General features: G+C 64.4%; 16 protein-coding genes and 1 pseudogene. 14 read left to right on the top strand and 3 right to left on the bottom strand.

Annotated elements, in window-relative coordinates:
- Positions 1–14: 14 nt before the first annotated feature.
- Genes ACN0RC_RS05250 through ACN0RC_RS05260 form a run of 3 tightly spaced genes read left to right on the top strand, consistent with a single transcriptional unit; the run spans position 15 to position 2,598 of the window.
- Positions 15–932: a DUF808 domain-containing protein gene (locus tag ACN0RC_RS05250; RefSeq protein ID WP_417509486.1), complete on the top strand. Its 918-nt coding sequence runs from the start codon at positions 15–17 to the stop codon at positions 930–932.
- A complete protein-coding gene (gene pnuC, locus ACN0RC_RS05255; protein ID WP_417509487.1) occupies positions 932–1,663 on the top strand; it encodes a nicotinamide riboside transporter PnuC in 732 nt (243 codons plus the stop codon). Before ACN0RC_RS05250 ends, pnuC begins: the two co-directional genes overlap by 1 nt.
- Positions 1,663–2,598: a J domain-containing protein gene (locus ACN0RC_RS05260; protein ID WP_417509659.1), complete on the top strand. Its 936-nt coding sequence runs from the start codon at positions 1,663–1,665 to the stop codon at positions 2,596–2,598. The genes pnuC and ACN0RC_RS05260 overlap by 1 nt, the downstream gene beginning before the upstream one ends.
- Before the next feature lie 26 nt (positions 2,599–2,624).
- On the opposite strand, the gene ACN0RC_RS05265 is transcribed toward ACN0RC_RS05260, so the two are convergent.
- Positions 2,625–3,218: a GNAT family N-acetyltransferase gene (locus ACN0RC_RS05265; RefSeq protein ID WP_417509490.1), complete on the bottom strand. Its 594-nt coding sequence runs from the start codon at positions 3,216–3,218 to the stop codon at positions 2,625–2,627.
- A gap of 40 nt (positions 3,219–3,258) precedes the next feature.
- On the opposite strand from ACN0RC_RS05265, the gene ACN0RC_RS05270 reads away from it, so the two are divergent.
- The 3 genes from ACN0RC_RS05270 to ACN0RC_RS05280 all read left to right on the top strand — a co-directional run bounded on the left by ACN0RC_RS05270 (position 3,259) and on the right by ACN0RC_RS05280 (position 5,151).
- Entirely contained in the window at positions 3,259–3,486 is a 228-nt protein-coding gene (locus ACN0RC_RS05270) for an RNA-binding S4 domain-containing protein (protein WP_417509492.1), read from the top strand.
- The gene (gene zapE, locus ACN0RC_RS05275; RefSeq protein ID WP_417509494.1) at positions 3,483–4,430 is read left to right on the top strand and encodes a cell division protein ZapE; all 948 of its coding nucleotides are present in this window, start codon (positions 3,483–3,485) and stop codon (positions 4,428–4,430) included. The genes ACN0RC_RS05270 and zapE overlap by 4 nt, the downstream gene beginning before the upstream one ends.
- 64 nt (positions 4,431–4,494) lie before the next feature.
- Positions 4,495–5,151, top strand: coding sequence for a histidine phosphatase family protein (locus ACN0RC_RS05280; RefSeq protein WP_417509497.1), 657 nt, complete (start codon positions 4,495–4,497; stop codon positions 5,149–5,151).
- An 18-nt stretch (positions 5,152–5,169) separates the two neighbouring features.
- Here ACN0RC_RS05280 and ACN0RC_RS05285 read toward each other — a convergent pair whose 3' ends face one another.
- Positions 5,170–5,547, bottom strand: coding sequence for a hypothetical protein (locus ACN0RC_RS05285; protein ID WP_417509499.1), 378 nt, complete (start codon positions 5,545–5,547; stop codon positions 5,170–5,172).
- A gap of 151 nt (positions 5,548–5,698) precedes the next feature.
- On the opposite strand from ACN0RC_RS05285, the gene ACN0RC_RS05290 reads away from it, so the two are divergent.
- Genes ACN0RC_RS05290 through ACN0RC_RS05300 form a run of 3 tightly spaced genes read left to right on the top strand, consistent with a single transcriptional unit; the run spans position 5,699 to position 7,495 of the window.
- A complete protein-coding gene (locus tag ACN0RC_RS05290) occupies positions 5,699–6,154 on the top strand; it encodes an SRPBCC family protein (protein ID WP_417509500.1) in 456 nt (151 codons plus the stop codon).
- Positions 6,141–6,908 (top strand): glycosyltransferase family 2 protein, encoded by a 768-nt coding sequence (locus tag ACN0RC_RS05295; RefSeq protein WP_417509502.1) that lies wholly within the window; start codon positions 6,141–6,143, stop codon positions 6,906–6,908. Before ACN0RC_RS05290 ends, ACN0RC_RS05295 begins: the two co-directional genes overlap by 14 nt.
- A complete protein-coding gene (locus ACN0RC_RS05300; RefSeq protein ID WP_417509503.1) occupies positions 6,905–7,495 on the top strand; it encodes a DUF2238 domain-containing protein in 591 nt (196 codons plus the stop codon). The genes ACN0RC_RS05295 and ACN0RC_RS05300 overlap by 4 nt, the downstream gene beginning before the upstream one ends.
- Positions 7,496–7,512: 17 nt before the next feature.
- Here ACN0RC_RS05300 and ACN0RC_RS05305 read toward each other — a convergent pair whose 3' ends face one another.
- Positions 7,513–8,082, bottom strand: a complete 570-nt coding sequence (locus ACN0RC_RS05305; RefSeq protein WP_417509505.1) for a MarR family winged helix-turn-helix transcriptional regulator — start codon at positions 8,080–8,082, stop codon at positions 7,513–7,515.
- Positions 8,083–8,154: 72 nt separating this feature from the next.
- Between ACN0RC_RS05305 and ACN0RC_RS05310 the strand changes: the two genes are divergently transcribed.
- The 5 genes and pseudogenes from ACN0RC_RS05310 (at position 8,155) to ACN0RC_RS05330 (ending at position 11,603) form a co-directional block, all read left to right on the top strand.
- Positions 8,155–8,706, top strand: coding sequence for a DUF2867 domain-containing protein (locus tag ACN0RC_RS05310; RefSeq protein WP_417509661.1), 552 nt, complete (start codon positions 8,155–8,157; stop codon positions 8,704–8,706).
- Positions 8,703–9,200, top strand: coding sequence for a pyrimidine dimer DNA glycosylase/endonuclease V (locus tag ACN0RC_RS05315; RefSeq protein WP_417509507.1), 498 nt, complete (start codon positions 8,703–8,705; stop codon positions 9,198–9,200). The genes ACN0RC_RS05310 and ACN0RC_RS05315 overlap by 4 nt, the downstream gene beginning before the upstream one ends.
- Positions 9,197–10,309 (top strand): annotated as a pseudogene (locus ACN0RC_RS05320) (ferrochelatase); the annotation flags it as partial. The gene ACN0RC_RS05315 and the pseudogene ACN0RC_RS05320, both read left to right, overlap by 4 nt.
- Positions 10,310–10,634: 325 nt before the next feature.
- Positions 10,635–11,372, top strand: coding sequence for a hypothetical protein (locus tag ACN0RC_RS05325; RefSeq protein ID WP_417509509.1), 738 nt, complete (start codon positions 10,635–10,637; stop codon positions 11,370–11,372).
- Between the two features lie 48 nt (positions 11,373–11,420).
- Positions 11,421–11,603 carry a helix-turn-helix domain-containing protein gene (locus ACN0RC_RS05330; protein ID WP_417509511.1) on the top strand — a complete coding sequence of 61 codons (183 nt, stop codon included), beginning with the start codon at positions 11,421–11,423 and terminating at the stop codon, positions 11,601–11,603.
- Positions 11,604–11,623 lie beyond the last annotated feature (20 nt).

The following is an 11,623-nucleotide window of genomic DNA, read 5'->3' on the forward strand; positions in this document are numbered from 1 at the left end:
TCTCAGGGGGTCGCATGTCGGTTGGTCTGCTCGCTGTCGTCGATGACATCCTCAGCGCAGCGCTGAAAGCATCGGCGAAATCGGCTGGTGTCGTGATCGACGATGCCGCGGTGACTCCGCAGTACGTGCAGGGGATCACTCCGGCGCGCGAGCTTCCGGTGGTCATGAAGATCACGCTCGGGTCGCTCGTGAACAAGTTCGTGATCATCATCCCGATCGCGCTGCTGCTGACCGCCTTCGCCCCGTGGGTGCTGCCGTTCTTCCTGATCATCGGCGGTACCTACCTCTGCTTCGAGGGCGCCGAGAAGGTTTTGGAGTGGTTCGGTTTCCACCATGGGCACGAAGATGGCGGCGCGCGCAACGAGAACAAACTCGTGTGGGGTGCCATCCGCACCGACCTGATCCTGTCGACCGAGATCATGCTCATCTCACTGTCGAATCTCGATGCGGGCATGAGCATCTGGATGACACTGGCGATCCTCGCGGTAATCGCCCTGCTGATGACCGTGATCGTCTACGGTGCCGTGGCGCTGCTGGTGAAGATCGATGACATCGGGCTCAAGATGGCCAAGAACGAGTCGCGCAAGGTGCGGCACGCGGGCGCCCGGATCGTTCGGTCGATGCCCGCCGTCTTCCGCGTGATCAGCGTGGTCGGCACGGTCGCGATGCTCTGGGTCGGTGGCCACCTGCTGCTGGCGAACCTCGGCGAGGTGGGCCTGCACTTCTTCAGCGACATGCTGCACGGCATCCACGGCTTCCTCGCTCCCGCCGGCGGTGCGATCGCGTGGATCGGCGAGACGTTCGTCTCGGCCGTCTGCGGACTCATCGTCGGGTTGATCGTCGTCGGTGTCGTGCTGCTGATTGGCCGGATGCTGGGCAAGAGGCCCTCGTTCAGCGAAGGCGGCGAGTCACCCGTCAAGGTGCACGCGTAGTGGACATCCTGCGATGGCTGGTCGATGTCTTCAATTCGCAGTGGATGCTGCCGGGCGGGCAGACGCTCCTCATCCGCGAAGTCGTCGGCAACATCTTCGGTCTCGCCAGCGCTCTGGGCGGCATGCGCCGCAAGATCTGGGCGTGGCCGGTCGGCATCGTCGGCAACCTGCTGCTGCTCACGGTCTTCCTCGGCACGATCGTCAGCCCTGACCACTCGCTGCCGAGCCTGCTCGGTCAGGCCGGCCGCCAGGTGATGTTCATCGCCGTGGCGATCTACGGCTGGATCCGCTGGCGACAGGCAGCATCCGACACCGGTCAGGTCACCCCGCGCTGGGCATCCGGCCGTGCACGCATCGGACTTGTTCTCGTCCTCATCATCGGCACGGTCGCGCTCACTCCCCTGTTCCGCGTGCTCGGTTCGTACGAGCCGGTCTGGGCGGATGCCTGGACGTTCGTCGGCTCCCTCCTCGCCACCTACGGCATGGCGAAGGGGTGGACGGAGTTCTGGCTGATCTGGATCGCCGTCGACGTCGTCGGCGTGCCACTGCTGTTCAGCGCCGGCTACTACGCCACCGGTTTCATGTACGTGTTCTACGGCGTCTTCACCGCGATCGGCTTCTTCGTCTGGTGGCGCGCGCAGGCGAATGCGAAGCCCCAGATCGACACGATCATGCCCGATCCCCGCATCGGCGCCCCCGCAGAGAGCGGTGCAGGCGAGAATAGGGAGTGATGTTCGACAGCCCGCTCTCTGCCTCGGCCTACGAGGTGCTCGGCATCGAACCGACCGCCACTGCCGAAGAGATCAAGCGCGCGTTCCGCCTGCGCTTGCGCCAGACGCATCCGGATGCCGGTGGCGATGCGGCCGCGTTCATCCAGGTGCAGCGGGCGTGGGAGCTGATCGGCACGCCGGAAGGGCGCGCTTCTTACGATCGCGGCCACGGGTTTGCGACAGCATCCGCTACCGGCACGACCGAACAGAACTGGAGCGGATGGCGGGCCCCGGCGCCCCGCACGGACACGCGGCCGAAGGCGCGTGTGTACGGGCATCCGGGTGGATGGCGCCGCGAGCGCTATCTCACGCTGATCCGCGAGTGGGCCGGTCGCGGGGTTGATCTTGAAGACCCCTACGACCCAGCGCTGGTGCGCTCTGCGCCCCGCGAGGTGCGTCACCTGCTGGCGGATGCTCTCGCTGAAGAGGCCACTGCCAGCACCATCAGCGATCTCGGCATGGGTTTCACCGTCTGGCACGACGTCGCGACGAGCACTGACCCTGCCGACAAGCTCGACCACGTGATCCTCAGCCCGTCGGGGCTCTACGGCGTGATGTCGGAGGACTTCGCCGAGGTCGCGCGCTTCCGTCGCGGCGAGATCATCGGTGGCGGCGTCGATGGGCGCGCGCCGATCGCCACGCTGCTCGCCCGCATGCGCGTGATCGCCCGTGCCGCCAAGGTGCGCTTCGGCGGGGCGATCATCGTGTTGCCCGATGACGACCTCGACCAGGCCGTCGTCTCGCTCGGCAAGGTGCGCGGCACCCCCGTCGTGGTGGTGCGCCGCAGCGCGCTGAGTATGGTGCTGCGCCAGGGAGTGCCCGGCGCGCGCGATATCGGCGGCAACGAGCTGTTCGATGTGCGCACCCGGCTGCAACAGACCATCCGTTTCGTCTGAGCTGGCACGCACGAAGGCTCGAACGCTCAGACGACAGCGTCGGTGCGGATGCCGAGCAGGCTTCCCGCGCCGGCATCCGATGGCAACGGCCGGAAGCCGAGCTTCGTGTAGAAAGCGACGGCATTGGTGTTACTCGGCGACACCCCCAGGTGAACGCCAGGCACCCCGCGCTCGCGCAGCGCGGCGAGCAGCGTGCGCATGAGAAGGCGACCCATGCCTTGGCCCTGCAGCTCAGGGAGCAGATCGATGTGCAGGTGGGCGGGATACTCGTCGAGTTCTTCGATGATCATGCGATCGGGATCGAGACCGATGTCGAGCATGCCTGACGGCGCGAGATCGCGGTACTTCTCGGCGAATGCGGGCAGCCACTCGCTGCGATAGCGCTCCACGAACGCACGCGTGTCGGCGGCGCAGACGATGTATCCCGAGACCCGCTCCCCGGTGTCGACGACGAAGCAGGTCTCCGGTTCGAGATCGACGTACGGCAGGGCGAAGATGTCGGCCAGCAACTCGCCGCTGCCGTGCATTCCCGTCGCATCCTGGCCGCCGTCGCCGGTCTTCAGGCAGATTTCTGCGACATCGGCGCGGTCAGACGCACGAAATCGACGGATGTGGGTCATGCCCTCATCCTGACACGACGCCTTCACGTACGATTCAGACATGAGCAACTCCGCCCCCATCGAAGACGTATCCATCGGGGGCGAGGTCATTCGCCTCGGACAGTTCTTGAAGTTCGCGGGGCTCCTCGACTCCGGCGGCAACGCCAAGGAGATGATCATCGACGGCTACGTGCAGGTCAATGGCGAGGTCGACCGGCGACGCGGCCGCCAGCTGCGCGATGGCGACACCGTGACCGTCGAGGGGCGCACCGTTCGCGTCCGTCCGTGACAGGTTTCATCCTTGATGATGATCAGCGTGCGCTGGTCGAGGCGCTTTCTCGTGTGACGGCGCGCTCATCGAGCGCGCGCGGCCTCTACATCCACGGGCCAGCAGGCCGCGGCAAGTCGTGGGTCGCGAATACGTTCTTCGAGGCGCTTCCCACGACGCGCAAGACCCGCGTGCACTTTCATGAGTTCTTGGATTCGCTGCACCGCAGCATCCACGACCGCCGCATTCGGCGAGAAGGAGACGAGCAGAATGCTGTCGCGCACGCACTCGACGACATCACCGGCCGCAGCCGGGTGCTGTTCTTCGACGAGTTCCACGTGCACGACTCCGGTGATGCACGGCTGCTGACGAGACTGCTCGATCATGTGTTCCGGCAAGACCTCACCGTGATCATGACGTCGAACTATGCACCGGACGATCTGCTTCCGGACCCCATCTGGCACCACCTGTTCGAGCCGGGAATCGCGCTGATCAAGGCAAACGCAGAGACCTTCGCGCTCGACGGACCGATCGACTATCGCGCGCTCGCGCATGATCACTCGAGTGGGTTCGCCAGCGGGTCCTGGACAACGTCGGCCGTGCTCCCCGAAGCGCGTGAGGCGACATCCGTCCAAGTGCATGATCGGGAGTTTCCGGTGCTCGCTGCTCGTGCGGACGAGCTGTGGATCTCGTTTGCGCAGCTCTGCGAAATTCCGACGTCGACGATCGAATACCTGGAGTGGGCGCGGTCGTTCGCCCGCTGGGTCATCACGGACGTCCCCGCGTTCGCGGATGCTGACGCCCAGGCCCAGCAGCGATTCATCAACGTCGTCGACGTGCTGGTCGATGCCGACGTTCCGACCACATTCGTCTCGCCGCTCGACCTCGATGCGTTTCTCGCCGGCACCAGCGAGCGCCCGGATGCCTTCCGCATGGCGAGCAGGCTGCAGCTGCTCAGGCGCTGATCGGCTCCACGCCGCGCCCCGACCCCGCGCCCACTCGCACCTCACGAGTCGGTACGGTTGCCATGTGGATGCCACCGATCAGCTGCCCGATCGCCCCGCCCCGGAGAACCCGCAGGGCAAGCTCGTTCTGCTCCGTCACGGTGAGACCGCGTGGTCGCGCAGTGGGCGCCATACCGGGCTCACCGACGTTCCGCTCACCGCGCACGGTGAAGACCTCGCCCGCGCTGCCGGACAGCTGGTGCGCGGATACGATTTCCGCCTCATTCTGAGTTCACCCCTGCAGCGCGCCCGTCGCACAGCCGAGCTCGCAGGACTCGATGCCGAGATCGATCCGCTGCTGGTCGAATGGGACTACGGCGGGTATGAGGGGCGCACCACGAAGGACATCCGTGCCGAGCTCGGCTACAACTGGTCGGCGTTCATGCACGGCGTCGTCCGCGGTGAAACTCCCGGTGAGACCGTCGAAGAGGTCGCGGCCCGCGCCTCCCGCGTGCTCACCCGGGTGCTCCCCGCGATGGTCGAAGGAGATGTCGCCCTCGTGGCGCATGGGCACTATCTGCGGATCCTCGCCGCGGTCTTCTTGCGGCAGGCTCCCCGGTTCGGAGCATCCATCACGTTCGGTGCCGGGTCCGTCTCGGTCCTCGGCTACGACCGCGAGCAGCCCGCGATCCTCGCGTGGAACCACGGGCCGACGCTGCCGATGGAGCCGCCGCAGAACTGAGTTGCGGACCGTGGTGAGTCAGCCGAGCCCCATCGCAATCAACAGCGAGAGCACCGCGAGCACGGTGACCACCGGCGTCATCGTGTAGCGCTCTGGCTTGCTGCGGGAGATCGCATTCATCAAAATGCCGAGCGCGAAGTACGCGAAGACGACCCACATCGCCACCTGCACGAGGACCGGGGGCAGCACCGAGGTCGCGCCGACGCGCTCCCAGGCGAGGAACGCGATGAGCGCGTAGATGATGATCGAGATCACGCTGCCGACGCGCAGCTTTCGTGGCAGCACCCGGTGCTGCCCTCCCCATGCGAAGCGTCCCCACGGGGCACCCGCGGCAAGCGCAATCTGGAACACGGCGAGCGCGGCAAGAATCACCGTCAGGATGAGCGCAAGGATCACGGGTATACCGTAGCGGGTCGAGACGGCGACCGGCGATTGGAGGGCGCACCTCCCGATTGCATGCCTCTCTGGAACGGTCAACCCCCTGTAGAGATTTCCACGTTCCGAGCTGAATGGAGATCACATTCAATCGATCAGCGAGGAGCTAGCCATGGTGCAGATCATCGAGACCATCGACGTCGACGTCCCTGTCGGCATCGCCTACAACCAGTGGACGCAGTTCGAGAGCTTCCCGGAATTTCTCGATGAAGTCGTCTCCCTGACGCAGATCGACGATACGCATACCCGGTGGAAGGTGAATGTCGGCGGAGCTGATCGAGAGTTCGAAGCGGAGATCACCGAACAGCATCCTGATGAGCGGGTTGCCTGGGCCAGCACTGGCGGAGAGACGCATCATGCGGGAGCGGTTACGTTCCACAAGCTCACCGACTCATCGACGCGCGTGACTGTGCAGCTTGACTGGGAGCCGGAGGGTCTGCTCGAAAAGGCTGGCTCTCTGATCGGTGTCGGCTCGCACGCGGTGAAGAAGGACCTGAAAAACTTCAAGGAGTTCATCGAAAGCCGGGGTCATGAGACGGGCGCATGGCGAGGGGATGTTGACGCCTGACGCGCACATAGAGCCGCCGAAACGAATGCGAATCACGGTGGTCATCCCTGTCAAAGACGACGCCGTCGCGCTGGCGGGGTGCTTGACCGCGCTTCAGTTACAGACGCGACTCGCTGACGAGATCATCGTGGTTGACAACGCATCGTCGGACGAGTCTGCGAAGATGGCGGACGCGGCGGGGGCGACGGTGATTGAGTGCTCGGAACCGGGCATCCCCGCGGCGAGTTCTCGCGGGTACGATCTTTCGGCGGGCGATCTGATCCTCCGGCTCGACGCCGACTGCGTACCACCGGCGTCGTGGGTTGAGCAGATCGAGGCCGCGTTCGCAGATCACTCTGATGTGGCGGCTTTCACCGGAGGCGCGTACTTCATCGACGGACCGCCCCTACTGCGTGTGGTGTTGTCTCGAATGTACCTGCTCGCTTACGTCCTCGCTGCAGCGCCGGCTTTGGGACATCGTCCGGTGTTCGGCTCGAACTTCGCCATGCGACGAGAAGCCTGGCAGGCGATCCGCTCTGGAGTGCACCGCCATGACCCGGAGTTGCACGACGATTTTGACCTGTCGTTTCATCTCGGAGAACATCATCGAGTCGCCCGGATGGATGGTGAGCTGATGGGTATCTCCATGCGACCGTTCCGCAGCGCGACCTCATTCCGTCGCCGCCTGCACCGCGGCTTTCGGACTGTGCTGGTGCATTGGCCGCACGATTTCCCACCATCGAGGTGGTACCGACTAGTGACTCAGAGGCCATGATCCAGAACTTTCTGCGTCGACCCCAGACCGTCGCCGAGGCGTGCGCGGATGCAGTTCGTGTACTGGGCGCCCTCAGTGTCATCATCGCAGCAGTCTGGTTCGACCTGACGGATGCGGGGGTTCTCGCCTTCGCTCTGCCTGGGCTGCTCATCCCACGTTTCCTCGGCACCCGAGCCTGGGTGGACATCACTTTCGGTGCAACGCTGCTCGTCGCCGCATGGAGCAATGTCTTCGACCTGTACACCCGCGTCGTGGGGTGGGATCTGATCGTGCACTTCGCATGTACCGCGGCATTAGCAATGGTGGCGTGTCTGCTTCTGCGTCGCACTGGGACGATCACGGGGCCGGATTTCAGATCGGCAATGATTGCCACCGTACTGATCACCACGATGTTGGGGCTGGCGCTGAGCGCCCTCTGGGAGATGATCGAATGGCTCGGCTGCACGTACATCAGCGATGAGATCTTCGTGGAGTACGAAGACACGATCTCCGACATGGCCGTCGGCGGCCTTGGCGCGGCAGGTGCGGGCTTCATTATTGCCTTTGTGCCGCTCCTTCGGAGCGCAGCTGTGGGGTCTGCACCGTGAGTGCGAGCTCTATTCTGTTACTCGGCCGCGCTCGAAAACTCGTCGAGAACGCCCTGTGGCGTGTCAGCCTCGATCAGCGCCCCGAGAAAGCGGATCACTGCATCGCGATCTTCCCGGCTCATAGACGCGGCCGCGGTGAATCGTCGGGCATGCTGGCGTCCGATCGTTTCGTGCGCGGCGAGTCTTGTGTGCGCGGTGACTTCGATACAGGTCGTTCTGCGGTCGCTCGGATGCGGCACACGGACGACGTGGCCACCGGCGAGGAGGCGATCGACCAGCTTTGTCGTGGATGCGCTGGAGATCCCGACCTCTCGGGCGATGTCCTTCGGCGTCACGATCTGCTGCTGCTCCTGGGCACGTATGAGCATGCGAATTGCGCGCATATCGCTCTCATTGAGCTTCATATAACGCTTGGATGCTTCGGAGAGTGTTCGCGCTGCCCCTTGCCACGCGCGCAGCGCTTCCATCACTCCAACGCATTGGTCTACGTCAGCATCGGAAAGCTCAGCACGATCGATGAGGTCGGAATCATTCGCGAAATAGCGCACGTCTGTTCCCGGCGGCGCTTTTCGTTCTGATTCGGACACGATGACAGCATACTCTTTCCTATGCTAGGTTGAACTCTCGCCAAGCTAACGAAATGGGGTCCCGCAGTGGAGATGGTTGTTCTCGTCGACAGCGAGGGGGCTGGCGCGCCCAGCGATCCGCTTCCGAGCGACCCGGAGTGGTCAGGTCACACCGTCTTCACCGATCTGCGCGAGCGGGAGAGCACAGCATCCACCAACGCCGTGTGGGACGTGATCGAGGCGATCGGCGGAGAGAAGGGGTGGCATTCCTTCCCGCTGGCATGGGCCGCGCGCGGGTGGATCGATCGACTGGTCGGCGGCGTCGGTATGAGTCGCGGGAGACGACACCCATCCCGGGTGAACAGCGGGGACGTCATCGACGTGTGGCGCGTGGAATCCATCGAACGCGGACGGATGCTGCGGCTGCGGACCGAGGTGCGGTTGCCCGGCCGCGCGTGGCTCGAGCTGAGCGTCGAGCCGACCGAGACGGGAAGCCGCTACCGCCAGCGCGCGGTGTATTTCCCCAAGGGGCTGTCCGGGCGGTTGTACTGGGCGGTGCTGCTGCCGTTCCACGGCATCATCTTCCCCGGAATGGCCGCCAGTATCCTTCGCGAAGCTGAGCGCTCGACCGAGAAGGCGCAATGAGACTGTGGTCGATACATCCTCGCTACTTCGACCGCCAGGCCCTCACGGCATGCTGGCGCGAGGGGCTCCTCGCCCAAGCAGTGATCACTGAACCCGGCAGGGGATACTCCCACCATCCCCAGCTGCGACGGTTCCAGCACACGGACGACCCCCGAGCCGCGATCGGGGACTATCTCAACGCAATTGCCGACGAGGCAGATGCGCGCGGGTATCACTTCGCGAGAGAGAAGGTCCGCGCCACCGGGTTTGCGGTACGACTGCCGCTCAATGACGGTCAGCTCGCCTACGAGTGGGCGCACCTTCGCAGCAAGCTGCAACTTCGCAGTCCGGACGTCTGGGTGCGCTGGCAGACTCTCGCCTTCCCCGACCCGCATCCGAGCTTCGTCGTGATCGACGGGCCGATCGCCGACTGGGAGAAGGTCATCCTGCACCCCGCGACCGAGCGACCTTCGGAACAGAGACGCACCAGTGAATCGGAGGATTCATCACCATGAGCACCGCACCTGATCGAGTACCCCGACGCGATACGAAGCCGCCCGCCGCTTCCGGCGTGTACTTGGAAGAGGGGTCTGTCGTTCCCGGAGCGACAGAGGCGACGCGCAGCGGACCCGAACATGCCACACAGCCGATGAGCTACGACGCCGTGCTGCTTTCGGGCTTCGGCGGTCCCGAAGGGCAGGAGGACGTGCTGCCCTTCCTCAGGAACGTCACGCGCGGGCGGGGGATCCCGGACGAACGACTCGAGGAGGTCGCGCATCACTATCGTGCGTTCGGTGGGGTCAGCCCCATCAACGAGCAGAACCGTGACCTCAAGCGTGCTCTGCAGACTGCGCTCGCACAGGTGGGTCTCGATCTTCCCGTGTATTGGGGTAACCGCAACTGGGCGCCGTATCTCGATGAGGCACTCGAGCAGGCCGCGAAGGATGGCATCCGCACGATGATCGCGATTCCGACGAGCGCATACTCCTCGTACTCGTCATGTCGCCAGTACCGCGAGGATTGGGCCGATGCGCTCGAAGCGAGCGGTCTGCAGACCACGCTCCAGGTCGACAAAGTCCGTCAGTTCTTCTCGCACCCCGGCTTCATCCAGCCGTTCATCGACGGGGTGCAAAGCGGTGTCGCCGCGGCGATGCAAGCAGGCCACGACCGGTCGGCCATCGAAGTGCTGTTCTCCACGCACAGCATCCCGACCGACGATGCCGCGCGATCTGGTCCGGGCCTGTTCACCGACGTCGAAGGGGGTAGTTACGCCGCACAGCACCTCGCTGTCGCAGAGCATGTCGTGGCCGAGGCTGCACCGGGTATCTCATGGCAACTCGTCTACCAGTCCCGGTCCGGTCCTCCATCGCAGCCCTGGCTCGAGCCTGACATCAACGAGGCGCTCGAGGCGCTCGAAGAACGCACCGCCGTGCTGATCGTCCCGCTCGGATTCGTGAGCGACCACATCGAGGTCATGTGGGATCTCGATACCGAAGCTCGCGAAACGGCAACTCGTCTCGGCCTATGGTGCACACGAACCCCGACGCCGGGCACGCAGCCAGACTTCATAGACGCGCTTGTGGACCTCGTACGGGTGACCCACGTGGGAACCGAGACGAGCGAGTATGGCGACATCCAGAGGTATCACATTGCCGTGTCAGGCTCGGATGCCGTGACGCACCTGTCGAGCCTCAGTTCGAAGAGCGCCGTAGATGCGGACGTCATGGCTTCCGCAATCGATGCCGAGCTACTCCTGGAGTACGCGGGAAGCGCTGAGTCGGGACTGCTGCGCGACCCCGGCATTCGTGAGTGGCGCAACGGGAATCGGCAACGAATCGAACAGGAGCTGGCACGGCTGCGTGAGGAGGCGGCAGGGTTGCCCGCCGAACACATGAGCGACCTCGAGCGAAGCCTCTGGCGCGCATTCGAAATGCAAGAGAAGGACAACAATGCCTGAACCCGCGACGTTCGACTTCGATGAAGTCGACTTCATCACCTCGGACACGCATTTCAGCCATGTGCGCATCGTTGAACTTGCCGCACGTCCGTTCACAGGAGTCGAGGAGATGGACGCTGAACTCATCCGCCGGTGGAACGAGACCGTCGGGCCTGAGGCAGTGGTTCTACACCTCGGAGATCTCGCGCTCGGGCCGATCGCGGATTCGCTGCCTCTGACAAGGCAATTGCATGGACGCCGGCTCCTCGTGCCCGGCAACCACGATCGTGTCTCGCCCGCCACACAGACCAAGCGCGCCATCGAGCGGTTCACGCCCCTGTACGAGGAAGCGGGATGGCAAATACTTCCCGAGGTAGTTACTGGAACAAGATCCGGGCAGCGCCTTGTGGCCTCTCATTACCCGTACTCCGGAGACACCCAGGGCGACGATCGCTACGTCGCCCACCGACCTGTGAACCGCGGGCTTCCCCTTCTGCACGGCCATACGCATGATCGCGAGAATGGCCCTTTCGGGCACCAGTTCCATGTCGGCGTTGATGCGTTCGGATTTGCTCCGATCCCGATGTCTCTGGTCGACGCCTGGCTCGAGGATCTACGACGCGAGGAAGAGGAGATTGCTGCCATCGTTCGCGACCGCACGGCGATGGGGCCAAGCACTCCGCTGTCGGAAGTCGCAAAGCGGCTCGGTATCGACCTCGCTAAGCCCGACTTCGACGGTCGCTCCGGCTAACATCGGATACGCCCGGACAAATCCGGTCCGATCCGCATGGGGGCGTGAATGTCCGAGCCGAGGCTCTCTGCCGACGACATCGCTGAGCACTTGGGCGTGACCAAAGACACGATCTACGCCTGGATCTCTGAAAAGGGGATGCCGGCGCACAAGGTCGGGCGCCTGTGGAAGTTTCAAGCGAGCGAGGTCGACGACTGGGTGCGTAGGGGGGATGCCGGATCGCCGGACTGACCCACCGAGCTGCGATGTCG

The sequence above is a fragment of the Microbacterium sp. genome, assembly GCF_048259935.1.
Taxonomy (GTDB): domain Bacteria; phylum Actinomycetota; class Actinomycetes; order Actinomycetales; family Microbacteriaceae; genus Microbacterium.